Source organism: Roseomonas sp. KE2513, from assembly GCF_016107305.1.
Lineage (GTDB): Bacteria > Pseudomonadota > Alphaproteobacteria > Acetobacterales > Acetobacteraceae > Roseomonas.
The window spans coordinates 257471-280597 of sequence record NZ_RCVR01000003.1 but is presented as its reverse complement, the minus strand read 5'-3'; the positions used below and the strand labels follow the sequence as shown (position 1 = coordinate 280597).

Genomic DNA, 23127 nt, shown 5'->3' with positions numbered 1-23127 from the left:
CAATATGACAGCGTCGACCTAGCCTGAGGGCGGCTCGTCCGGGGCGGGCAGCCCGAAACGGGCGGCGACCTCGGGGAAGGTGGCACAGGCGGGATGCCGGCCGCTGGCCAGCGTGCCGTCGGCAGGGCGCACGAGCTGGCAGACGGCCAACCCGGCCGAAGCCGCCGCGTCCAGCTCCTCCGCCACGTCGGAGAGAAAGAGCATTTCCGCAGGCGTGAACCCGGCCGAGGCCGCGATGGACGCGTAGGAGGCGGCCTCCCGCTTGGGGCCGGTGCGCGTGTCGTCGAAGCCAGAGAGAAGGGGGGTGAGGTCGCCCGCTTCGGTATGCGCGAAGAGCAGCCGCTGCGCCTCCACCGAGCCGGAGGAGTAGATCCGCAGCGCGATCCCCGCCCCCGCCCAGGCGCGCAGGCAGGGCGCGACATCCGGCCATAGATGGCCTCGGAGCTGGCCCGACTCGAAGCCCTCGCGCCAGATCATCCCCTGCAGGGCCTTCAGCGGCGTCACCTTCTCGTCCCGCGCCATCCAGCCGCGCAGCGCCGCCTCCGGCTCAACGCCGGGAGCGAGGTTGCGGACCTCGTTCAGCAGCGCGGCGACGGCTGCATCGCCCGCATGCGCGCGCAGATAGCCGTCCAGAGCCCGCTCCGCGAAGGGGAAGAGCGTGCTCTTTACGAAGGCGATGGCGCTGGTGGTGCCCTCGATATCGAGGACGACCGCGCGGGGCGCCATGCTCAAGGCAGCGCGCTCAAGCGGTCGTGGCCGGAAAGCGCTCCGACATGTCGGTGCCGGTGTAGTGCGGCGTCCACCCCGTGGTGTCCGTGAAGATCCGCAGCGCCGTGACGTTGGGCGTGGGGCCGGCGTCGAACCAGTGCTGCGTCTCGGCGGGCACGGAGATGAGGTCGCCGCGCGTGCAGTGGGCGTCGTAGACCTTGCCCCCGACATTCAGGATGAAGTTGCCCGCCCCCTCGTGGAAGAAGCGCACCTCGTCCTCGGTGTGGATGTGCTCGGCAAGGAACTTCGCGCGGATGGCGTCGGCCTGCGGGTGGTCCGCGGTCAGGCGGATCACGTCCGCCGTGCCCGCCTTCGTCTCGCCCATGAGGGCGTCGAGCCGCGGCTTGTAGGCGGCCAGCACCGCCTCGGCCTCGGCGCCGGGCGGAAGGTCGGCGACCTCCCAGCGCTCGAAGCGCACGCCGAGGGGGGAGAGGAGGGACGCGATCTCAGCCGGGTCCTGCGTATCGGCCAGGATGGCCTTGGTCTCGGCGTCGTGGATGACGAGGCGGCTCATGGGTCGGAACCTCCCAGGCTGATGGCGGCCATCTTGCAGGCCAGCATGAATTCGAGCCCCTCCAGGCGCGCCAGGGCGGCGTCCATGTCGGGGCCCCATACATAAACGCCGTGGCCGCGTATCAAATACCCGGGCACGACGGCGGCGGCCATGCGGGACCAACGGGCCTCCACCGCCGCCTGCAGGCGCGGGATGTCCTGGTCGTTGTCCAGCACGGGCACGCTGACGACGGCCGCATGGGTATCAAGGCCCGGGAAGGCCTTCAGCAACTCGTAGCCCTCCAGCCTGATCGTCTCGCCCGCGCGGCGGGAGAGGACGGTATTGGCGACGGAGTGGCCGTGCACCACGGCGCGCGCCTCCGGGAAGGCGCGGTAGATGCCGCAATGCAGCCCGGTCTCGGCGGAGGGCCGCAGCCCCGCCTGCTCCGGCATGCCCTGGAGGTCCACGGCCATGACAGCCTCGGCCGTCAGATGCGCCTTGTGGAAGCCGGAACGGGTGATCGCCACCCGCCCGCCGGCCAGGCGAACCGAGATGTTGCCGGCGGTGGCCGGCACCCAGTTCCGCTCGGCCATGCGCCGGCCTGCCTCGACCACGGCCTGGACCGCCGCATCAGGGATAGGATCGGGCATCGCCCCTCCTTGCGCAGGCGGCCAAAACGAGAGGCGCCGGCCCCCTGCGGGACCGGCGCGCCGTTCCGGGCCGAGCGGCCGGTGTCAGGCCCCCGGGGGGGTGCGCACCGTGCGGCCGGCATCCGTGCTGGCCGCGTGCACGCCCGCGCCATGAACGGTCGGCGGCGGCAGGTTACCGCTCGGCGGCACCACGGTGCTGTCGGCCATGGAGGCGTCGGGCTCGTCCTCCTTGATGTTCTTCTTGAAGGACTTGATGCCCGTGGCGAGATCACCCATCAGCCCGCTGATCTTGCCGCTGCCGAAGAGCAGCAGCACGACCAGCAGCACGACGAGCCAGTGCCAGATGCTGAACGAACCCATTTGAAGCCCCGATATCCTTGCCTGGTTTGGCGGGCCCACGGCCCGGTCCCCCACTCCCGGGTGAGACTAGGTCGGCGCCCCCCCGGGGTAAACCTGCCGGCCGCGCCGTCCAGGACCGCCCCTGAGAATGCGAAAGGGACATGGGCCATGCGTCGCGCGGACGCAATGGGGAGATGACGGCCGCGTCATCAAGGAAGGCGCGATAAACCCTTCGCAAAACGCCCCTAGCCGCCGCGCCGCCGCCCCTTGGCCGGCACCTCAGGCACCGGTTCGGGCCCCACCATTCGCCGCACGACCGTCAGCAGCGCCGCCTTGGTCGGGAAGTCGAGGGAGCGATAGGCCCGCAGCAGGGCCTCCTCGTCGCCCGCCAGAAGGCCGAGGCTGCCCTGCTCCTCCTCAAGCACCTCCGGCGGCGGCGCCACGTCCGGGTCCAGCCCGACAAGCCAGGAAACGGAGGTGCCGAGAACCTCGGCGAGCCGGACGAGGCGTGATCCGCGCGGCACGGCGGCCGTGCCGTCCCGCAGGCGCGGCAGCAGGTCGGGCGGCAGTCCCGCCTGACGGAAGGCCTCCTCGGGCGAGAGGTCCAGGCGTTCCAGCCGGGCCTCGATCAGCTCGACCATGGGTGGGGGCTCGTGCTCCATGCGGGATGAACGCGCGGGCGCCCCCTGGGCTGACGGCGCGGCGCGCGAGCCGCCCCCTCCTTGACCCAAGCCCCGCACATCCCGACCTTCAGGGGTGATCCCCCAGCGGGCCCTTTTCGGAAACGCAGCGCAATGAGCGAGAACACCAAGGCCGTCAGCGACGACAGCTTCAAAACCGACGTCCTCCAGGCCGATGGCCCCGTGCTCGTCGACTTCTGGGCGGAGTGGTGCGGCCCCTGCCGCATGGTCGGCCCGATCCTGGACGAGATCGGCCGCGACTACGCGGGCAAGCTGACCGTCGCCAAGGTCAACATCGACGAGAACCCGATGACGCCGAACGAGTACGCGGTGCGCGGCATCCCGACGATGATCCTCTTCAAGGACGGCAAGCCCGTGGACATGAAGGTCGGCGCCATGCCGCGCGGCCAGCTTCGCGACTGGGTGGACCAGGCGATCGGCGCCAAGGCCTGACCACGCGATCCCGGTCGTGAGGCGCGCCGCGCGGCTCCTCGCCCTGCTGGCAGGATTGGGTCTGGCGGCCTGCGCCGCCGACCCTGTCCGCGCCCAGGAGGTCGTGCGGAGCGAGCGCGGCGCCTTCCGCGTCACGGGTTTCGCGACCGGCCTCGACCACCCCTGGGGCGCCGCCTTCCTGCCGGACGGCCGGATGCTGGTGACGGAGCGTCCCGGACGCCTGCGTCTCGTCGGGACGGACGGGACGCTTTCCGCCCCTCTTCCCGGCGTGCCCGAGGTGGTGGCGGCCGGCCAGGGAGGGCTGCTCGACGTCGCCCTCGCCCCTGATTTCCCGGCCATCCGGCAGGTCTACTTCTGCCTCGCCGGCGCGGCCGGGGGCGGCGTGCTGACCCGCCTCGCCACGGCCACCCTCTCGCCCGATTTCTCTCGCCTGGAAGGCACGCGCACGCTGCTCGACGCGACGCCCGCCCAGGCCTCCGGACGCAACCACTATGGCTGCCGTATCGTCTTCGGACGCGACGGAAAGCTCTTCCTCTCCACCGGGGAGCGCTATGCCAACAAGTCACGCGCCCAGGACCTCTCCGACCTCGGCGGCAAGGTCCTGCGCCTCGAGCGCGACGGCAGCCCGGCCGCGGGCAACCCCTTCATCGGCCGCGCGGGCGCCCGCCCCGAAATCTTCAGCCTCGGCCACCGCAACCCACAGGGCCTGGCGGTGAACCCCGCCACCGGTTCGATCATCGAGATCGAGTTCGGCGCCAAGGGCGGCGACGAGGTGAACCTCCTCCGTCCTGGCGCCAATTACGGCTGGCCGATCGTCTCCTACGGCACGGACTACGACGGCAGCCCCATTGGCACCGGCCGCGCCAGCGCCCCCGGGATCGAGGAACCCCTCTGGCACTGGACCCCCGCCGTCAGCCCCTCCGGCGGGAACTTCCTCAGCGGCGACGCCTTCCCTGCCTGGCGCGGCAACCTTTTCCTCGCCGCCCTCAACCCGCCCGGCCTCGTGCGACTCACCATGCAGGGTGACCGCGTGGTGGCGGAGGAGCGCATGCTCTGGGGCCGCACCCGCTTCCGCCAAGTGCTGCCCGGCCCGGACGGCCTCCTCTACATCCTGACCGACGAGGATCGCGGCCGCATCCTCCGCCTGGAGCCCGCGAATTGAGCGAATCCCTTCTCGACCTCTCTGCCCGTCGCCCGGACGGCAGCGCCCTGCCCCTCGCCGAGTTCCGCGGAAAGGTGCTGCTGGTCGTGAACACCGCCAGCCGGTGCGGCTTCACGCCGCAATACGCGGGGCTGGAAGCCCTCCAGCGCCGCTACGCCGACCGGGGCTTCACCGTCCTTGCCTTCCCCTGCAACGGGTTCGCTGGCCAGGAGCCGGGTGACGACGCGGCCATCGCGAACTTCTGCAGCACGACCTATGACGTGACCTTCCCCATCCTGGCCAAGATCGAGGTGAACGGCACGGGCGCCGACCCGATCTTCCGCCACCTCAAGCACGCCGCACCCGGCGCGCTCGGGACCGAGGCGATCAAGTGGAACTTCACGAAGTTCCTCATCGGCCGCGACGGCCGCGTGGCCGGCCGTTACGCCCCGGCCACCGCGCCGGAAAAGCTCTCGGCCGACATCGAGCGGTTGCTGGCGGAGCCGGGATAGCGCCCCTGACGGGGGCCTCCCGATGCGGCCACCAGAGAGGGCTCCGCCCTCTCCGGCACCTCCCGGGTGAACGCGCAGCGTTCATCCTGCCCCACCAGAGCCTGAGGCCCTTGGATCCCCGTCTCGCTTCGCGAATGCGGTGATGGGGGCCGGTTCTTCTTCGTGCCTTTCCTGGGCGTGCAGCCGCCTCGGGTCATCGACCCGAGGCGCACCGGCCGCAGAGTGATCTCAGTTTAAAGAAAAAGATGATGGTGAGGGGTCTGGGAAGAGAAAGAATTCCTTCTTCCTCTTCCCAGGGGCCGCCAGCACCGGCAGCCTCAGAGCGTCCACCCTCCGTCGATCACCATCGCCTGCCCCGTGACGAAGGCGCTCTCGTCCGAGGCGAGGTAGACCGCCAGCGCCGCGATCTCCTCCGCGCTTCCCAGCCGCCCCACCGCCTGCCGCGCCACGAAGGCGGCGCGCGCCGCCTCCACGCCACCGGCCGCCGCCGCGTTGGCCGCGATGCGCTCGCCGAGGGAGGGAGTGTCGATCGTGCCCGGGCAGATGCAGTTCAGCCGCACGCCCTGGGCCACCACGTCCACCGCCGCCATCTTGGTCATGCCCACGATGGCCGCCTTGGTGGCGCCGTAGACAAAGCGGTTCGGCGCCGCCTTGGCCCAGCCCGCCGCGCTGGCGATGTTGACCACCGCGCCCCGGCGCCGCTCCACCATACCCGGCAGCGCCGCCGCCATTCCCTTCCAGGTGGCGCGGCAATTGAGGGCGAAGGCCGCCTCCCACTCCGCATCGGTGCAGGTCAGGGCGGTGTTCTGGTGCACGACGCCGGCACAGTTCACCATCGCGTCCAGCGGGCCGGCGCCCTGCACCGCCCCGGTGAAGGCATCGTCGTCCAGCACGTCCAGCACCGCCGTCTCGCAGCCCTCGAGCCCGGCGAGCTTGTCCGCGTGACGATCCGTCGCAAGAACCCGCGCCCCTTCCCGCGCGAAGGCGAGCGCGATGGCGCGGCCGATCCCCTGCCCCGCCGCGGTGATGAAGGCACGCTTGCCCGCGAGGCGACCTGCCATGAACCCGTTCCTTCCCGTTTGCGGGAAGCTTGCCACGAGGTTTCCAGGCGCAACAGGCGCGCGCAAGGAGTTCAGGCGATGGAGTAGGAGAGGGGAGTGGTGGAGCTGAGGGGAATCGAACCCCTGGCCTCGTCATTGCGAACGACGCGCTCTCCCAACTGAGCTACAGCCCCACACGTCCCACCGCACCAGGGTTGGGATCCGGTGCGTGAGGCGGGCTTATTCCCCGCCATCCCCGCGGCGTCAAGCGTCCTCGTGCCATTCCTGTCACCGCCCGGCTGGACGGGCCCCACGCCGGGCCATACACAGCGCCGGATTAGATTCGAGGGCGGCGGGATGACAGCGATCTTCTGGCTGATCGATCAGGTGATCGGCCTCTATGTCTGGGTGCTGATCATTGCGGCAGTGTTCAGCATGCTGACCGCCTTCAACGTGCTCGACACCCGCAACCGCTTCGTCTGGTCGGTGGGCGACTTCCTCTGGCGGGTGACGGAGCCGGCGCTCCGGCCGATCCGCCGCTTCCTGCCCGACCTCGGCGGCGTGGACCTCTCGCCGCTCGTGCTCATCCTGCTTCTCCAGGCACTGCGGATCTTCCTCAACGTCACGGTCTTCCCCGCCCTCTGGCGGCTGGGGGCCTGAGGTGACGGCCCGGCTGCTCGACGGCAAGGCGATCGGGGCAGGGCTCCGCGCGGCGCTCGGCAAGCGCGTGGCCGGGCTCGGCTTCCGCCCCGGGCTCCGCGTGGTCCGCGTCGGCGACGACCCCGCCAGCGTCGTCTATGTCCGCAACAAGGACCGCGCCGCCAAGGAAGCCGGCTTTGACAGCGAGACCATCCTCCTGCCCGAAACGGTGGCAGAGGCCGAGCTGTTGGCCACCATTCGCCGCCTGAACGCGGACCCGGCGGTGGACGGCATCCTCGTCCAGCTCCCTCTTCCCAAGCACATCGACCCCCAGCGCGTGCTGGAGGCGGTGGACCCCGCCAAGGACGTGGACGGCTTCCACCCCGTCAATGCCGGCCGCCTGGCCGCGGGCCTGCCGGGCCTGGTGCCCTGCACCCCCAAAGGCGTCATGCACCTCCTCGCCGAAACGGGCATCGACCTCTCCGGCGCCCGCGCGGTGGTGCTCGGCCGCAGCGCCATCGTCGGCCGCCCCATGGCCGCCCTGCTCCTCGCCGCCGACGCGACCGTCACCGTCCTCCATTCCCGCTCCCGCGACATCGCGGAGGAGTGCCGCCGGGCCGAGATCCTCGTTGCCGCCGTCGGCCGCGAGGCCGTGGTGCGCGGCGACTGGATCGCCCCCGGCGCCGTGGTCATCGACGTCGGCATCAACCGCCGCGCCGACGGCAAGCTGGCCGGCGACGTGGAGTTCGAGGCCGCTCGGGAACGCGCAGGCTGGATCACCCCCGTCCCCGGCGGCGTGGGGCCCATGACCATCGCCTGCCTGCTGGAAAACACCCTCGAAGCCGCCCTCGCCCGCCGCGGCGCGGCCGAGCTGCAACCCAACGGCGGCGTCGCTGAGGAACATGCGACGCCCGAGGAATCCTACGGGCACGGACCGGGGTTGGCCTGAGCTTGCGACTCCGGGGAGAGGAAGAAGGAATTCTTCCTCTCCCCGGGCCCCTCACCATCATCTTCTTTCTCAAGTCTGGAATCTCTGAGCGGCCGGTGCGCCTCGGGTCATTGACCCGAGGCAACGGCACGCGCAGGAGGGGCACCGGCAAAGAGCCGGCTTTTAATCTCCGCATTTACGAAAGCCAGATGCAGGTCCAGCAGCCTCAGGCTCCTGGCGGATCCGAGGCATTGCCTTGGATGTCCGGAGAGGGCAGCGCCCTCTCCGGCGCCGCAAGCGCTCACCCCCGTGCCACCAGCCCTTCGAGGTAGGTCCCGTATCCGCTCTTGCTCTGTTTCACAGCGAGGGCACGGAGGGCGTCGTCGTCGATGAAGCCGCGGCGCCAGGCGACTTCCTCGGGTGCCGCCACCTTCGTGCCGGTGCGCTTCTCGATGGCGCGCACGTATTCGCCGGCCTCCAGCAGGCTGTCATGGGTACCCGTGTCGAGCCAGGCGTAGCCGCGGCCGAGGCGGATCACGCGGAGCGATCCCTCCTCCAGGTAGAGGCGGTTGAGGTCGGTGATCTCGAGTTCGCCGCGCGGGGAGGGCTTGAGCGTGCGCGAGAGGGCCGGCGCGCGGCCGTCGTAGAAGTAGAGGCCCGTGACCGCCCAGTTGGAGCGTGGCTTGACCGGCTTCTCCTCCAGCGAGAGGGCGCGGAAGGCCTGGTCGAACTCCACCACGCCGTAGCGCTCGGGGTCTGCCACACGATAGGCGAAGACGGAGGCACCGTGGTCGTCCACCCGCGCCTCCGCGAGGCGGTCGTCCAACTCGTAGCCGTGATAGATGTTGTCGCCGAGCACGAGAGCGGATGGAGCGCCGGCGAGGAACTCCTCGCCGAGAATGAAGGCCTGGGCGAGGCCGTCCGGCTGGGGCTGCTCGGCATAGGTGATGCGGATTCCCCACTGCTCCCCGGTGCCGAGCAGGCGGCGGAAGAGCGGCAGGTCGTGCGGGGTGGAGATCACCAGGATGTCCCGGATATCCGCCAGCATGAGCACCGAGAGCGGGTAGTAGATCATCGGCTTGTCGTAGACGGGCAGCAGCTGCTTCGAAACGGCCAGCGTCGCCGGGTAGAGCCGCGTGCCGCTGCCACCCGCGAGGAGGATGCCTTTCGTCGCCTTGAACGGGCCGGTCGGGGTGGCCTTCATGCCTGATCCTTCGTGATCGGCCCGATCAACCCGTCGAGGCAGCGCGCGAGGGATTGGCGCCAATCGGCGGGCCGGATGCCGTACACCTGAAGGATGCGTCCACAATTCAGGCGGCCATCGGGCGGCCGTCGGGCAGGCGTGGGGTATTCGGCCGTCGTGATGGCGAGGAGCCGCGGCACCTTCCGCCCGCGCGCGGCGGCGCCCTCGAAGATCGCCTCGGCAAAGCCGTGCCAGGTGGTGTGCGGCGCGCCGGTCAGGTGGAAGATGCCGAAAGCGGCATCATCAGCGGGCGCCGCCACCAGCCGGGGCAGCATGAGCGCGACGGCGTCCGCGAGGTCGGCAACGAAGGTCGGCGCGCCCCGCTGGTCCGCCACCACCGAGACCGCCTCCCGCTCCTCGCCGAGGCGAAGCATGGTCTTCACGAAGTTCGACCCCTGCGGCCCGCAAAGCCAGGCGGTGCGGATGACGGCGGTGCGGGGATTGGCCGCCATCGCCGCGCGCTCCCCCGCGAGCTTGGAGGCGCCATAGGTGCCGAGCGGCGCGGGCTCGGCCTCCTCGTCATAGGGCGCCCCGCCCTCGCCCGAGAAGACGTAGTCGGTGGAGAGATGGAGGAAGGGCAGGTCCCGCCCGGCGCAGGCGGCGGCGAGCATCGCGGGGCCGATCGTGTTCACCGCGAAGGCAAGGTCGCGATCCTCCTCGGCGCGGTCCACCGCCGTATAGGCGGCAGCGTTGACCACGGCATCCGGCCTGTGGGCCTTGATCGCCCGCAGGATCGAGTCGCGCTCCGTCAGGTCGAGATCGGGCCGTCCGAGCGCGACCACCTCGTGGCCGTCTTGCGGCAGGCGCTCGATCAGCGCGGCCGCGAGCTGCCCACGGCGCCCGGCGACGAGGACGCGCATCAGGCCCCGGCACCCGGTGAGGCCGGCAACAGGCCGAGCCGCTCGCCGCGATAGACAGCCTCCCGCAGCGGCCGCCACCAGGCCTCGTTCTCGAGATACCAGGCGACGGTGCGCGCGATCCCCTCCTCGAAGGTGACGGAGGCCCGCCAGCCGAGCTCTCGCTCCGCCTTGGCGGGATCGATGGCGTAGCGCCGGTCGTGTCCGGGCCGGTCGGGCACGAAGGTGATGAGGTCGCGTCGCGGAGCGGACCCGGGCCGCAGCCGGTCCAGCGTGTCGCAGATGGCGCGCACCACCTGCAGGTTCGTGCGCTCGGCCCGCCCGCCGATGTTGTAGGTCTCGCCCGGCACGCCACGGGTCACGGCGGCGACGAGTGCGCGCACATGGTCCTCGACGAAAAGCCAGTCCCGGATGTTGCCGCCGTCGCCATAGACCGGGAGCGGCAGCCCCTCCAGCGCGTTGAGGGTAACGAGCGGGATAAGCTTCTCCGGGAAGTGGTAGGGCCCGTAGTTGTTCGAGCAGTTCGTGACGATGGTCGGCAGGCCGTAGGTCTCGTGCCAAGCCCGCGCCAGGTGGTCCGACCCCGCCTTGCTCGCGGAATAGGGCGAGCGCGGGTCATAGGGCGTCGTCTCCGTGAAGGCACCGGTCGAGCCGAGGGAGCCGAAGACCTCGTCGGTCGAGACATGGAGGAAGCGGAAGGCCGCGCGCCGCTCGGCGCCGTAGCCCGCCAGCAGCTCCCGCGCCGCCTCCAGCAGCACGAAAGTGCCCATCACGTTCGTCTGCACGAAGGGCGCGGCGGAGGCGATGGAGCGGTCCACGTGGCTCTCGGCCGCCAAATGCATGACGGCATCGGGCGCGTAGTCCGCGAAGGCCGCGCGCATGGCCGCGGCGTCGAGGATGTCAGCGCGGAGCAGCGCGAATCCGGGCCGCCCCTCGCAGGCAGCGACCGTGCGCGGGTCGCCGGCATAGGTGAGCTTGTCCACCACCAGCACCTCGTGCCCGAGGTCGAGCACGAGGTGGCGGACAAGGGCCGAGCCGATGAAGCCGGCGCCGCCGGTGACGATCACGCGCATGATGGGAATCTCGGACCTTGTCGGAAGGCAGTTGGAGGCCTTCTGTCAGGGAACCTTGTGTCAGAAGAGCGGCGGCAGGTCACGCAGCCGGGGGTGGGTCCTGTCCTTCTCGGAGAGGATGGGGCCGCCCGGCAGCTCGGGCCAGGGCAGGCCGAGGTCCGGATCGTCCCAGGCGATGCCACGGTCGCATTCCGGCGCGTAATGGTCGCTCACCTTGTAGGCGACCTCCGTATCGGACGCGAGGGTGACGAAGCCGTGGGCGAAGCCGGCGGGAATGTAGAGCTGCTCCGCCCCGTCAGCCGTCAGGTGGCAGGCGACATGCCGCCCGAAGCCCGGCGAGTCGCGGCGGATATCCACGGCAATGTCGAGTACCGCGCCGCGCACCACCCGCACGAGCTTCGCCTGGGCGTGCGGCGGCGTCTGGAAATGCAGGCCGCGCAGCGTGCCGACCCGGGCCGAGAGGGATTGGTTGTCCTGCACGAAGCGCGCGTCCACCCCCACCGCGCGGAAGTCCCGCTCGCTATAGGTCTCCATGAAGTAGCCGCGCAGGTCCCCGATGCGCCGGAGGCCGAGCAGCAGCGGCCCCTCGATCCCAAGCGGCAGGGCGGTCACGTTGCCGCTCGTGCGCGGCGCCCCCACGGCGAGGCGCTGCAGGTCGACGGGCGGAAAGATGACGGACATCGGAGGGCCCCGGGGGAACAGCGAACTGGTTAACACATGTTGGCAGCGCGCAGAGAGAGCAGCGAGGGCACAGCGCGCCGCCTTTCGTGCCCCGCGCCTGCGCGGGGGGCGCGGCCCAGGCCATGACGCCGCCGGATGTTGCGTAAGGAACACGCCGGGCTGAAGCAGATCGTTAACCTTTGGCCTCCTAATGTTCCGGTGGAGCAGCGAAGGCGCGCGAGCGCCCGCCAGCCCAGGCCCGACCAGGCAAAGGACAAAACGACCATGACTGGAACAACCGCGCTCATCCCCTGCCCGACGACCGAGCCGATCCCAGGCGGCCCGCTCGCCTCCTGGTGTCAGGAGGGCGTCAGCCTCGGCATGAGCTTCGCGGATGCCTTCCCATCCGCCACGGCCGACGCCCGCCTGGCCGGCGAGGGACTCGATGAGGCCGGATCCGCCCTCAGCATCAGCTTCGACCTCTTCCCCGCCGAGGAGCCGCTGGCCAGCCCTGCGGCCCGGCACGCCCATGTGGAGCGTGCGAAGGACATCCGGCGGCGCCCCCTTCCCCCGGCGGCCGGCGCGCCGGCGACGCGGTGCTGGACCGCCCCGCGCTTCTCGCGGCGGCGGACCGCGGCGGCCCTCCGCCGGGCCTGACGGCGGAGGGACAGGAAGCAAGGCGGCGCGGGGCGGCAAGACCACCTCCGCCACGCCCAAACCTATGGATCAGCGGGAAACCCGCGGTCGCGCCCCCAGCGCGGCCGCGGCAAATGTGCTTGGGGATCGCGGCCCTCCCAGGCAGCGCCCGCCGATGATCGAGGCCGCCGGGTACGCACGGCGGGAGACGATTTGTTCACCTTTCGGCCCTAGACCATCCCCTGGCGGACCGGTGACGCGAAAGGCGCCCGTTCCAGCCGGGCAGGCGACGAGAGGACAAAACGACCCATGGCGGGAACCTTCCGATACACCCTAGGCGCCGATTACGACGCGCTGAACGGCGGCGATCTGGTCAATAACAACGTCCCCATCGCCAACACGATCAATCTCTCGGACAACCTGTCGATCGGCGACTTGGCCGATGTGGTCAGCAACGAATCCTTCCGGAGCGTGGACAGGTTCGTCTACATCTATCCCTCGGACTCCAGCACGCGGCCCCTGTCGCTCGATGCCGGCAGCTTCGCGCAGCCCTCCCAAATCAGCGTCAGCTTCGATCTTTCCGCGGGAACGGGCAACCTGCTGATGACCGGCGGCGCCTTCGGCGACGAGCTGCGGGCCGGATCCGGCAACGACGTCCTGCGCGGCTACGCGGGCAACGACACGCTCTCCGGCGGCGACGGCAACGACACGCTGGCGGGTGGCACGGGCGCCGATGCGCTGGACGGCGGCAACGGCACCGACACCGCCGACTACAGCGCCTCCACGGCCGGCGTCACCGTGAGCCTCGCGACAGGGACGGGCAGCGGCGGCGACGCGCAGGGCGACGCGCTGACAGCGTTCGAGAACCTCATCGGCTCCGCCTTCGCGGACCAGCTGGTGGGCGATGCCGGGAACAATGCGCTGCTCGGCGGCGACGGCGACGATACCCTCCTCGGCGGGAACGGCGACGACGTCCTGACGGGCGGCACGGGCGCCGATGTACTGGACGGCGGCATCGGCATCGACGCCGCTGCCTACGCCGGTTCCTCGGCCGGCGTGACGGTGGACCTCTCGCTCGGGACCGCCGCCGGCGGCGACGCGCAGGGCGACACGCTGACGAGCATCGAGAATCTCACCGGCTCCGCCTTCGCGGACCGGCTGGTGGGCGATGCCGGAGCGAATAGCCTGTCGGGCGGGGACGGCAACGACACCCTGGCCGGCGGCGCGGGCGCCGACGTGCTGGACGGCGGCACCGGCACCGACACGGCCGACTACAGCGCCTCCTCGGCCAGCGTGACGGTGGACCTCTCGCTCGGGACCGCCACCGGCGGTGACGCGCAGGGCGACACGCTGACGAACATCGAGAACCTCACCGGCTCCGCATTCGCCGACGTGCTGACGGGCGACGCGGGCGCCAACCTGCTCTCCGGCGGCGCGGGCGGCGATGCGCTGGACGGCGGCCTCGGCAGCGACATCGCAGACTACAGCACCTCCTCGGCCGGGGTGACGGTGGACCTCTCGCTCGGGACCACCGCCGGTGGCGACGCGCAGGGCGACACGCTGACGAGCATTGAGAATCTCACCGGCTCCGCCTTCGCGGACGTGCTGATTGGCGACACAGGCGCGAACCTGCTCTCCAGCGGCGATGGCAACGACGCACTGTTTGCCGGCGCCGGGAACGACGTCCTCAGCGGCGGCAACGGCGACGACGTTCTCGTCGGCGAGGGCGGCGACGACGGCATCATCGGCGGCGACGGCAACGACCTCGCCTTCGGTGGCGACGACAGCGACGTCCTCTGGGGAATGGCGGGCAACGACCACCTTCGCGGCGATGCTGGCAACGACATCCTCGTGGGTGACAGCGGCGCCGACATCCTGGTGGGCGGCGACGGCGACGACCTCGCCTTCGCCGGCAACGACGATGACATCCTCTGGGGCGAGGCGGGCAACGACCACCTCCGCGGCGATGCCGGGAACGACACCCTTATCGGCGCCGCCGGCACCGATACCCTGGTGGGCGGCGACGGCCACGACCTCGCCTTGGGTGGCGAAGACAGCGACATCCTCTGGGGCGAAGCGGGCAACGACACCCTGGCGGGCGGCGACGGCGACGACCTCGCTTTCGGCGGCGACGACGACGACCTCCTCGTGGGCGAGGCGGGGAACGACCAACTCCGCGGCGACGGCGGCAACGACATTCTCCTGGGCGATACCGGCAACGACACCCTGGCGGGCGGCGACGGCGACGACCTCGCCTTCGGCGGTGACGACGACGACCTCCTCGTGGGCGAGGCGGGGAACGACCACCTTCGCGGCGACGGCGGCAACGACATTCTCCTGGGCGATACCGGCAACGACACCCTGGTGGGCGGCGACGGCGACGACCTCGCCTTCGGCGGTGACGACAACGACTTCATGTGGGGCGAGGCGGGCAACGACCACCTCCGCGGGGATGCCGGCAACGACACCCTCATGGGCGGTGACGGCGGCGACATCCTCGTTGGTGGAAGCGGGGATGACGTGCTCGCCGGCGGCGCCGGCAACGACGACCTCTACGGGGAGGCCGGGAGCGACCACTTTGTCTTCGCTCCGGGCTCCGGCGCGGACGTGGTCCATGATTTCGGCCAGGCGGCCGGGAACAGGGACGTCATTGCTTTCCAGGCTGGCAGCTTCTCCAGCTTCGCGCAGGTCATGGCGGCGAGCACCCAGGTCGGCGAAAACGTGCTGATCAGCCTCTCCGGGACCGATACGGTGACCATCATGAACCTGTCGCTCCAGTCGCTCGGCGCCGAGGACTTCCTCTTCGGCTGAGCCCCAGGGGCTTCCGGCCCGCGGCCCCGTGAAGGGGGCCGCGGGCCATCCCGGCTCCCCACCCGGGCATGGCCGCACCGAGAAAATGCCGGTTCCCGCCGCCGGCGTTTCGACGCAAATCCCGTCCTGGCTTCTCCTGCCGCGGCACGGGGGGCTGCCGGTCCTGGCGTGCCGCCCCTTGCGCCGCCTGCTCCGGGCCACCGATGCGGGAGCGATGACCAGGATGTCGAGATGACTGGCCGTGGTGAGGCGTGGCGTTCCGCCGCGCTGGCCGTCGCCTTCGTGCTGATCTGGGGGTCGGCCTTCAACGCGGCACGGGTGGTGGTGCTGGAATGGCCGCCCTTCTGGGGCCTGGCCTTCCGCTTCGTCGCCACTGCTCCCCTCCTCCTCGGGCTTGCCTGGGCCACGCGCTCGCGCTGGCCGGGCCGGGCGGACCTCGGGCGCGTGGTGGTCATGGGGCTGCTGGGAACGGGCGGCTATCTCGCCTTCTCCTGGTGGGCGATGTCACTCATCCCCTCCGGCCTCGTCGCGCTGATCACGGCTGCCACCCCGCTCGTGGTTGCCCTGGGGGAGGTGTTGTTCTTCGGCCGTCGCCCCTCCCCGATGGCCTGGATCGGGCTGGCGCTCGGTTGGGGCGGGGTCGCGCTGCTCGGCGGGGCGCGGGTCGGCGGGCACCTCGGTAACCCTGGCGAGGGGCTGGGCGTCGGCCTCGCGCTGCTCGGCGCCGCCAGCCAGGCCGCGGGGCTGCTGGCCTTCGCGCCCGCGCGGGGCCGGGTGGACCTCTGGTCCGCCACCGCTGGGCAGAGCCTCGTCAGCGCGGCGCTGCTGCTCGTGCTCGCCGTGGTGATGGAGGGCGCGCCGCCGACCACGGCCAGCCTGCCGGTCTGGCTGTCCCTCGCCTACAGCGTCACGGTGGTGGGGGTGGGCGGCTATGCCCTGCTCTTCGTGCTCCTTCGGCGCTTCCCACCCTCCACCGCGGCGGCGCTGCAGCTGCTGGCACCCCCGGTCGCCACGCTGATCGGCTGGGCGGCCCTGGGCGAGGTGCTCGGCTGGGCCGACCTCGCGGGCGGGGCGCTGACCCTGACCGGCCTCACGCTTCTCTTCCGGGCCCGCGCGCGGGAGGGCTGAGGGCACCGCCGCCCATGGCAGGGCGGCGCGAAAGGGGGCTGCACAGCGGGCGCGAAATGCGCCAATCGCCTCCGCGATGCCTGCCAATCCCACCCGTTCCGCCGCCTTCTCCCTTCTCTCCGCCGTGTTGGAACGCCGGCGAGGGCTGGAGGAGGCGCTGGATGCCCTGCCCGGCCACATCCAGCCGCGCGACCGGGCGGCGGCCCACCGGATCGCGGCCGCGGTGCTGCGGCGCCTCGGCAGCATCGACGCGGTGCTGGAACCCTATCTCCGGCGCGCGCCCTCGCCGCCCGCGCTCCAGGCGCTCCGGATCGGCGCGGCGGAGCTGCTGCTGCTCGGCACGCCCCCGCACGCGGCTGTCGCCACCGCCGTCTCGCTTGCGCCGAAGCCCTTTGCCGGGCTGGTAAACGCCGTACTCCGCAAGGTCGCGGCCGAGGGCCCGGCCGCGCTGGAGGCGCTGGACGCGCCGCGCCTCGACACCCCCGCCTGGCTCTGGTCCGCTTGGCACGCCGCCTATGGCCCGAAGGTGCGCGCGATCGCGGAGGCCCATACCCGCCCGGCCCCGCTCGACCTCTCCCTCGTCCCCGGCAGCGCGCCGCCGGAGGGGGCGGAACTTCTGCCCAACGGCACCGCGCGCCTTGCGCCCGGCACGCGCATCACCGAGATCCCCGGCTTCGCCGAAGGCGGCTTCTGGGCGCAGGACGCCGCCGCCAGTCTGCCCGCGCGCCTGCTGGCCGCAACGCCGGGGGAGCGGGTGGCCGATCTCTGCGCCGCGCCCGGCGGGAAGACCGCGCAGTTGGTTGCTGCCGGCGCCGCGGTCACGGCGGTGGAGAAGGACGAGCGCCGCGCCACCCGCCTGCGCGAGAACCTCGCGCGCCTGAAGATGACGGCCGAGGTGGCGGTCGCCGACGTCATCCCCTGGGCCGCCGAGCGGCGCGGAGGCTTCGGGGCCGTGCTACTGGATGCCCCCTGCACCGCGACCGGCACCATCCGCCGCCACCCGGAGGTGCCGCATCTCCGCCGCCCGCGCGACGTGCCGAAGCTCGCCGCCACCCAGGCCGCGCTGATCGAGGCGGCGGCGGGGCTGGTGGCGCCGGGCGGGCGGCTGGTTGTCGCCACCTGCTCCCTCCAGCCGGAGGAGGGGGAGGAGCATCTCGCCCGCCTCGCCGCCCTCGGCCTCACCCCCGACCCCGTGCGGGCAGAGGAGGTGCCGGGTCTGGAGGACGCCATCACCCCCGCCGGCGCCCTCCGCACCCGCCCGGATCTCTGGGGCGAGCGCGGCGGCATGGACGGCTTCTTCGTCGCCCGCTTCAGGCGGGGCTAGGCGGCGCCGTGCGCGTCCTCTTCATCGCCAACGTCGATTTCTCGCTTCGCCACTTCATCCTGCCGCTGATGCGCGGCGCCCGCGCCCGCGGGCACGAGGTGCTGGCCGCCTGCGCCGAGGGGCCGCTGCTGGAGATCGTGCGGGCGGAGGGCTTCACCGTCATCCCCGTGCCCTTCTCGCGCAGCCTCTCGCCGCGCGCGAACCTCGCGGCGCTGCGCTGTCTCCGGCAGGTCATCCGCGAGCGCCGACCGAACCTCGTGCACGCCCATTTCCCCATCGCGGGCCTCCTCGCCCGCGTGGCCGCGCGGCTGGAGGGCGTGCCCCGCACCGCCTACACGGTGCACGGCTTCCTCTTCAACCAGCCCGGCCCGCTCTGGCGCCGCGGCCTCTCGCTCGCGATGGAGTGGATCGGCGGGCGGCTGACCGACACCTTCCTGACCGTCAGCGAGGAGGAGGCGGGCGACGCCCGGCGCCTCCGCATCCACCGCCACGCCACCGCCGCGCTGAACGGCCGCGACCCCGCCCGCTTCCGCCCCGACCCCGTTGCCCGCGCCGAAGTGCGGGCCGAACTCGGCGCGTCACCGGAAGAGGTGGTCGTGACCGCCGTCTCCCGCCTCGTGCGCCACAAGGGACATCCCGAGTTGCTGCGCGCCATGGAGGCCGTGCCCGGCGCCACGCTCTGGGTCGTCGGCGAGCGCCTCTCGACCGACCACGGCGGCAATGTCGAGCCGGACTTCGCCCGCGCCGCCGGAACCCTCGGGCCGCGCGTCCGCCGCCTCGGCTACCGGCACGACACAGAGCGCGTGCTGGCTGCCTCCGACATCTTCTGCCTGCCGAGCCACTTCGAGGGCCTGCCGATGTCGGTCATCGAGGCGATGCTGACGGGATTGCCGGTCGTCGCCACCGACATCAGTGGCCCGCGCGAACAGGTGGTCCCCGGGGAAACCGGCCTGCTGGTGCCGCCGGCCGCCGTCGCCCCGCTGGCGGCGGCGCTGAACCAGCTCACCGACGACGCGGCCCTGCGCCGTCGCATGGGGGAGGCGGCGCGGGCCCGCGCGCTCGCCCGCTATGACGAGGCGCGGGTGGTGGGGCGCACGCTGGACCTGCTGGGGCTCTAGCCCTCAGGCCGCCGACATCTTGGTGCCGGTGTCGAGGAAGGCGTTGGTGTAGGCCTTGTCCAGGTCGAAGGGCTGCGCGCCCTCGAACTGGCTCTGGATAAGGTCGTAGTCGGCGCGCATCCGCGCGGCCTCGAAGGCGCCGAGCGCGACGGAGGTCGTCGTCGGGTCGCGCATCAGCTCCTTCACGCGCTCCCACTGCCGCTGCTGCGTCCAGTCGTCGAGGCCCGAGACGGCGGCGAAGAGCGCGCGCAGCGCCGGCTGCGGATCGGCCACCGTGGCAGCGAAGGCGCGCTGGGAGACCTGCACGAAGGTCCGCACCAGGTCGGGCTGCTTCGCCAGCACGTCGCCGTTCGCGATGATGGAGTTGCCGTAGGGATTGAGCCCGAGGTCGCTCCAGCGCTGGAAGCCGAGATCGGCGCCGAACTCGCGCACCTTCAGATCGTGCTCGTTCCAGAAGTCGGTGGTGATGTCGATCACCTTGCTCTTGAGCGAAGGGATCTTCGCGGGCGGCGCGATGTTGACGAAGCGCACGGAGCCCGGATCGATGCCCACGCGCCGCGCGAAGACCGGCCACATGATGCGCGCGGCATCCCCCGGCGGATTGCCGACGGAGCGGCCGGGAAAATCACGCGGGCCCGAGATGCCGCTGCTGCGGAGCCAGTAGAAGGTCTGCGGCGAGTTCGCGTAGACGGTCATGACCGCCGCGAGGTTGCCGCCGCGGCTGCGCGCGAGCAGCGCCGTCGGCATGTCGGCGATGCCGAGCTGCGCCGTGCCCGCCGCCACGCGCTGAGCGGAGGCACCGGAGCCGCGCCCCGCCTCGATCGTCACGTCCAGACCCGCCTTCTCGTACCAGCCCTGCGCCTTCGCGAGGTAGTAGGGGCAGTGGTCGGCGGCCGCGGTCCAGTTGAGCACGAAGGTCACCCGCTCGGCCGCCCGCGCGACGCGCGGAACGAAGGGCGCGGCCAGCCCCGCGAGGAGCATCCCGCGGCGAGGGAGGACGGAAGGGTCCCTGGTCATGCGAGGCGTCTCCGCTTATCGAAGGGTGGCCCGGACTATGGCCGGGCGGCCCGGACTATGGCCGGGCGGCGTCGCGAAAAGCCTATCGGCGCCCATCACGTGCCGCAACAACAATCAACCAGATGGTTGGTATGGAGACCCCTCGCCATGCCCCGCCCGCCCGCCCCGACCGAACGCCCGCGCGGGCGGCGCGACCCGGAGAGCACCCGGCGCGCGCTGCTCGGCGCCGCCATCGGCGAGTTCGCGGAGAAGGGCCTCGCCGGCGCGCGGGTGGACGAGATCGCGGCGCGCGCGGGCGTGAACAAGCAGCTTGTCTACCACCACTTCGGCACGAAGGAGGACCTCTACGCCGCGGCGCTGGAGGCGGTCTACGCTGAGATCCGCGCGCAGGAGAGAGCACTGCAACTGGCCGACCTCGCGCCGCTCGATGCGATGGAGCGGCTGGTGGGCTTCTCCTTCGACTACCTCGCGGCCCATCCGGAATTCGTGGCCCTGCTGAACGACGAAAACCAGCACGCGGCGCGCCACCTGCGGGCCTCGCCAGGGCTGCGCCGGATGCACTCGCCGCTCATCGACCTGCTCGGGGAGACGCTGGCGCGCGGCGCGGCCGAGGGCGTGTTCCGCGACGACCTCGATCCCATCGATGTCTATATCTCCATCGCCGGGCTCTCCTACTTCTACTTCTCGAACAACCGCACCCTCTCCGCGATCTTCGGCGCGCGCCTCGGCACGAAGGCGGCAATCGGCCGACGGCGGCGGCACGTGATCGACTTCACCCTCTCCGCCCTGCGGCCCTGATTCCTTTATCAACCGGTTGGTTGACACGCGCGAGGCCGTTCCGTTAGCGTCCGCACCGCAGGGCAAGGTCGCCCCACGGAAGGGTCCGGAATGGTCGCGGAGGCGAGCACCGACATCTCCGCCATACCAGGGGCACAACCGGGCGCCGATCCACGCGCCGCCGAGGCCGCCCGCCGCACGCGCCGCCGCTGGGCGATCATCGCCCTCGTCCATGTCGCGGCCGTCCTGCTCTGGGAAGTCCTCGTCCGCGCCACGGGGCTTCCCGCCTTCATCCTGCCGGCCCCCAGCGCGGTCCTCGCCACGCTGGCGGTGCCGACCAACGCCTGGGTCTCCAACACGCTCGTCACGGCGGCGGAGATCGGCGGCGGCTACGCGCTGGCCGTGGTGCTGGGCGTCGCGCTCGCCCTCGTCTTCAGCTGGTCGCGTGCGCTCGCGCTGCTCGTCTTCCCGCTGCTCGTCACGCTCAACATGATCCCGAAGGTGGCGCTCGGCCCCATCATGATCGTCTGGATGAGCTACGGCATCGTCACCAACATGCTCATCACCTTCAGCCTCTGCTTCTTCCCGATCCTGCTGACCACCGTGCGCGGCCTGCAGGAGGTGGAGCCGGACCTGCTGGACCTCGTCCACTCGCTGAAGGGATCGCGCTGGCAGGTGTTCCGCTACATCCAGCTGCCGGGCTCGCTGCCCTACATCTTCTCCGGCATGAAGGTCGCCGCCATCCTCGCCGTCGCCGGCGCGGTGGTGGGCGAGTTCGTCGCCTCCGAGCGCGGCCTCGCCTACCTCATGATCCAGGTGCAGACCTCGCTCGACACGGCGGCCATGTTCATGGCCGTCATCCTCCTCACCCTGCTCGGCCTCGCGCTCTACCTCGTCGTGCTGGGGCTGGAGCACCGCTTCGTCCCGCGGGACGCGAGAAAGGGATAGACGCCATGTCCGCAGCCCCCATGGACGCGGCGGCCGCCACCGACTGGCTGGACCCCGCCGACCTCCCCGACCGCTTCGAGGACGCCGAGGTGCTGGACGCCTTCCTCTCCCGCCCGAGCCGGGCGCTGGCCGCGGACCTCGCGGCGCTCGACGGCGACATCATGGTGCTCGGCGTCGGCGGCAAGATGGGCCCGACCCTCGCGCGGCTCGCGCGCAACGCGGCGCCGGGCAAGCGCGTCATCGGCGTCGCGCGCTTCAGCGAGGCGGGGCTGCGCGAGGGGCTGGAGCGACACGGCGTCGAGACGGTCGCCTGCGACCTGCTGGACCGCGCCGCGCTGGAAGGCCTGCCGCGCGCGCGCAACGTCATCCTGATGGCCGGGCGGAAGTTCGGCGCCTCGGGCGACCAGTCGCTGACCTGGGCGATGAACACCCTCGTGCCGGCCCTCGTGGGCGAGACCTTCCGCGGCTCGCGGATCGTCGCCTTCTCCACGGGCTGCGTCTATCCCTTCGTGCCCGTCACGCAGGGCGGCTCCACCGAGAGCAGCCCGCTCAACCCGCCCGGCGAGTACGCCTTCTCCTGCATCGGACGGGAGCGGCTGCTGCAGCACCTCTCCGCCGTCCACAGCACGCCGGGGCGGCTGTTCCGCCTCAACTACGCGATCGACCTTCGCTACGGCGTGCTTTTTGATGTCGCCTGCAAGGTGCGCGACGGCGAGGCGGTGGACGTCACCATGGGCCACGTGAACGTCATCTGGCAGGGCGATGCCAACTCCCAGGCGCTGCGCTGCCTGCGCCAGGCGACCGTCCCCTCCGCGCCGCTCAACGTCACGGGGCCGGAGACGATCCCGGTGCGCTGGCTGGCCAAGGCCTTCGGCGAGCGGCTGGGCAAGGCCCCCGTGATCACCGGGGAGGAGGCGCCGACCGCTTGGCTGAACAACGCCGCCGAGGCGGCACGGCTCTTCGGCTATCCCGTCGTCCCGCTGTCGCGGATGATCGACTGGGTGGCAGACTGGGTCGCGCGCGGCGGCAAGAGCCTGGGCAAGCCCACCCATTTCGAGGTGCGGGACGGTGCCTACTGAGGCGCTCACCACCGCGGGGCTGACGCCGGCCGACATGGCCGGCTGCCTCGCGCTCTCCGAAGGGGCCGGCTGGAACCAGTCCGCCGAGGACTGGAGCATCTTCTTCCGCCACGGCACCGTCGTCGGCATCGAGGAGGGCGGGCGGCTGGTCGCGAGCGGCGCGGTGCTGCCCTACCCCTCCGGCGGCTTCGGCTGGGTCAGCATGGTGCTCGTCGCCGCGGCGATGCGGGGGCGCGGCCTCGGCACACGCATCCTGCACCGCTGCATCGAGGCGCTGCGGCAGGACGGGCTCTGCCCGGTGCTGGACGCGACCCCCGCGGGCGAGCGCATCTACCGCCCGCTCGGCTTCCGCACGCAGTTCGGCCTCACGCGCTGGCGCGGGTTGGGCGGCGGCGACGTTCCGCCCGGTATACACGCGCTCCGCGCGGACGTGCCCGCGGCCCTCGACGTCGCGGCCTTCGGCGCGGATCGCCACTTCCTCATGGCCGAGTTGCTGGGCCGCGCCCCGGCCAACGCCTTCGCGCTCGATAACGGCTTCGTCCTCGCCCGCCCCGGCCGCGCGGCCCTGCAAATCGGCCCGCTGGTAGCGGAGAGCGAGGCGGGCGCCGCGCGGTTGCTCGACGCCGCGCTCGCCGCCGCGCAAGGCCCCGTCCTGCTCGACCTCGCCGACCGCTGGACCGGCCTCGCCGCCCATCTGCGCGCGCGCGGCCTCGCGCCCGAGCGTCCCTACAACCGCATGGCCCTGGACCGGGCCGAGCCCTTCGGCGATCCCGCCCGCCTCTTCATCGTGGCCGGGCCGGAACTGGGCTGAGA

24 protein-coding genes, 1 tRNA gene and 1 pseudogene are annotated in these 23127 nt (G+C 71.8%); 14 read left to right on the top strand and 12 right to left on the bottom strand.

The window, feature by feature from the left end; translation table 11 throughout:
• Positions 1–18: 18 nt before the first annotated feature.
• The 5 genes from mtnC to D9599_RS05010 all read right to left on the bottom strand — a co-directional run bounded on the left by mtnC (position 19) and on the right by D9599_RS05010 (position 2891).
• The gene (gene mtnC / locus D9599_RS05030; protein WP_198380165.1) at positions 19–726 is read right to left on the bottom strand and encodes an acireductone synthase; all 708 of its coding nucleotides are present in this window, start codon (positions 724–726) and stop codon (positions 19–21) included.
• Positions 727–742: 16 nt separating this feature from the next.
• Entirely contained in the window at positions 743–1282 is a 540-nt protein-coding gene (locus tag D9599_RS05025; RefSeq protein WP_198380112.1) for an acireductone dioxygenase, read from the bottom strand.
• Positions 1279–1911 (bottom strand): methylthioribulose 1-phosphate dehydratase, encoded by a 633-nt coding sequence (locus D9599_RS05020; protein ID WP_198380111.1) that lies wholly within the window; start codon positions 1909–1911, stop codon positions 1279–1281. The genes D9599_RS05025 and D9599_RS05020 overlap by 4 nt, the downstream gene beginning before the upstream one ends.
• A gap of 84 nt (positions 1912–1995) precedes the next feature.
• Positions 1996–2271, bottom strand: a complete 276-nt coding sequence (locus D9599_RS05015) for a twin-arginine translocase TatA/TatE family subunit (RefSeq protein WP_198380110.1) — start codon at positions 2269–2271, stop codon at positions 1996–1998.
• Positions 2272–2495: 224 nt separating this feature from the next.
• The gene (locus D9599_RS05010; protein WP_232480137.1) at positions 2496–2891 is read right to left on the bottom strand and encodes a hypothetical protein; all 396 of its coding nucleotides are present in this window, start codon (positions 2889–2891) and stop codon (positions 2496–2498) included.
• A gap of 153 nt (positions 2892–3044) precedes the next feature.
• Here D9599_RS05010 and trxA point away from each other — a divergent pair, with 153 nt between their 5' ends.
• From trxA to D9599_RS04995, 3 genes are read left to right on the top strand one after another with little or no spacing between them, the layout of a single operon-like run.
• Positions 3045–3383, top strand: a complete 339-nt coding sequence (gene trxA / locus D9599_RS05005) for a thioredoxin TrxA (RefSeq protein ID WP_198380109.1) — start codon at positions 3045–3047, stop codon at positions 3381–3383.
• A 16-nt stretch (positions 3384–3399) separates the two neighbouring features.
• Positions 3400–4545 (top strand): PQQ-dependent sugar dehydrogenase, encoded by a 1146-nt coding sequence (locus D9599_RS05000; RefSeq protein WP_309228540.1) that lies wholly within the window; start codon positions 3400–3402, stop codon positions 4543–4545.
• Positions 4542–5036 carry a glutathione peroxidase gene (locus D9599_RS04995; protein WP_198380108.1) on the top strand — a complete coding sequence of 165 codons (495 nt, stop codon included), beginning with the start codon at positions 4542–4544 and terminating at the stop codon, positions 5034–5036. Before D9599_RS05000 ends, D9599_RS04995 begins: the two co-directional genes overlap by 4 nt.
• Before the next feature lie 317 nt (positions 5037–5353).
• On the opposite strand, the gene D9599_RS04990 is transcribed toward D9599_RS04995, so the two are convergent.
• Entirely contained in the window at positions 5354–6097 is a 744-nt protein-coding gene (locus D9599_RS04990; protein WP_198380107.1) for an SDR family oxidoreductase, read from the bottom strand.
• Between the two features lie 97 nt (positions 6098–6194).
• A tRNA-Ala gene (locus D9599_RS04985) sits at positions 6195–6270 on the bottom strand.
• Between the two features lie 163 nt (positions 6271–6433).
• Here D9599_RS04985 and D9599_RS04980 point away from each other — a divergent pair.
• Complete coding sequence (locus D9599_RS04980) at positions 6434–6736, top strand: YggT family protein (RefSeq protein WP_043832746.1); 303 nt, start codon at positions 6434–6436, stop codon at positions 6734–6736.
• Between the two features lies 1 nt (position 6737).
• A pseudogene (gene folD / locus D9599_RS04975) lies at positions 6738–7574 on the top strand (bifunctional methylenetetrahydrofolate dehydrogenase/methenyltetrahydrofolate cyclohydrolase FolD); the annotation flags it as partial.
• A gap of 370 nt (positions 7575–7944) precedes the next feature.
• Here the strand turns inward: folD and rfbA are convergent.
• Genes rfbA through rfbC form a run of 4 tightly spaced genes read right to left on the bottom strand, consistent with a single transcriptional unit; the run spans position 7945 to position 11497 of the window.
• Positions 7945–8847, bottom strand: coding sequence for a glucose-1-phosphate thymidylyltransferase RfbA (rfbA, locus tag D9599_RS04970; RefSeq protein WP_198380105.1), 903 nt, complete (start codon positions 8845–8847; stop codon positions 7945–7947).
• A complete protein-coding gene (gene rfbD / locus D9599_RS04965; protein ID WP_198380104.1) occupies positions 8844–9746 on the bottom strand; it encodes a dTDP-4-dehydrorhamnose reductase in 903 nt (300 codons plus the stop codon). Before rfbD ends, rfbA begins: the two co-directional genes overlap by 4 nt.
• Positions 9746–10816, bottom strand: a complete 1071-nt coding sequence (gene rfbB / locus D9599_RS04960) for a dTDP-glucose 4,6-dehydratase (RefSeq protein ID WP_198380103.1) — start codon at positions 10814–10816, stop codon at positions 9746–9748. Before rfbB ends, rfbD begins: the two co-directional genes overlap by 1 nt.
• A gap of 60 nt (positions 10817–10876) precedes the next feature.
• Positions 10877–11497 (bottom strand): dTDP-4-dehydrorhamnose 3,5-epimerase, encoded by a 621-nt coding sequence (gene rfbC, locus D9599_RS04955; RefSeq protein ID WP_198380102.1) that lies wholly within the window; start codon positions 11495–11497, stop codon positions 10877–10879.
• Between the two features lie 264 nt (positions 11498–11761).
• On the opposite strand from rfbC, the gene D9599_RS04950 reads away from it, so the two are divergent.
• From D9599_RS04950 to D9599_RS04930, 5 genes are all read left to right on the top strand, one after another.
• On the top strand, positions 11762–12133 hold the full coding sequence (locus D9599_RS04950; RefSeq protein WP_198380101.1) for a hypothetical protein: 372 nt from the start codon (positions 11762–11764) through the stop codon (positions 12131–12133).
• A 288-nt stretch (positions 12134–12421) separates the two neighbouring features.
• Positions 12422–14923 (top strand): hypothetical protein, encoded by a 2502-nt coding sequence (locus D9599_RS04945; protein ID WP_198380100.1) that lies wholly within the window; start codon positions 12422–12424, stop codon positions 14921–14923.
• Between the two features lie 231 nt (positions 14924–15154).
• Positions 15155–16051: a DMT family transporter gene (locus tag D9599_RS04940; RefSeq protein ID WP_198380099.1), complete on the top strand. Its 897-nt coding sequence runs from the start codon at positions 15155–15157 to the stop codon at positions 16049–16051.
• Positions 16052–16127: 76 nt separating this feature from the next.
• Positions 16128–17375, top strand: coding sequence for an RsmB/NOP family class I SAM-dependent RNA methyltransferase (locus D9599_RS04935; protein WP_198380098.1), 1248 nt, complete (start codon positions 16128–16130; stop codon positions 17373–17375).
• An 8-nt stretch (positions 17376–17383) separates the two neighbouring features.
• A complete protein-coding gene (locus tag D9599_RS04930) occupies positions 17384–18493 on the top strand; it encodes a glycosyltransferase family 4 protein (protein ID WP_198380097.1) in 1110 nt (369 codons plus the stop codon).
• 3 nt (positions 18494–18496) lie between these two features.
• On the opposite strand, the gene D9599_RS04925 is transcribed toward D9599_RS04930, so the two are convergent.
• On the bottom strand, positions 18497–19510 hold the full coding sequence (locus D9599_RS04925) for an ABC transporter substrate-binding protein (RefSeq protein ID WP_198380096.1): 1014 nt from the start codon (positions 19508–19510) through the stop codon (positions 18497–18499).
• A gap of 147 nt (positions 19511–19657) precedes the next feature.
• Here D9599_RS04925 and D9599_RS04920 point away from each other — a divergent pair, with 147 nt between their 5' ends.
• The 4 genes from D9599_RS04920 to D9599_RS04905 all read left to right on the top strand — a co-directional run bounded on the left by D9599_RS04920 (position 19658) and on the right by D9599_RS04905 (position 23125).
• Positions 19658–20308, top strand: a complete 651-nt coding sequence (locus D9599_RS04920; RefSeq protein WP_198380095.1) for a TetR/AcrR family transcriptional regulator — start codon at positions 19658–19660, stop codon at positions 20306–20308.
• A 90-nt stretch (positions 20309–20398) separates the two neighbouring features.
• On the top strand, positions 20399–21235 hold the full coding sequence (locus tag D9599_RS04915) for an ABC transporter permease (RefSeq protein ID WP_198380094.1): 837 nt from the start codon (positions 20399–20401) through the stop codon (positions 21233–21235).
• 5 nt (positions 21236–21240) lie between these two features.
• The gene (locus tag D9599_RS04910; protein WP_232480136.1) at positions 21241–22314 is read left to right on the top strand and encodes an NAD(P)-dependent oxidoreductase; all 1074 of its coding nucleotides are present in this window, start codon (positions 21241–21243) and stop codon (positions 22312–22314) included.
• On the top strand, positions 22304–23125 hold the full coding sequence (locus D9599_RS04905; RefSeq protein WP_309228539.1) for a GNAT family N-acetyltransferase: 822 nt from the start codon (positions 22304–22306) through the stop codon (positions 23123–23125). Before D9599_RS04910 ends, D9599_RS04905 begins: the two co-directional genes overlap by 11 nt.
• Positions 23126–23127 lie beyond the last annotated feature (2 nt).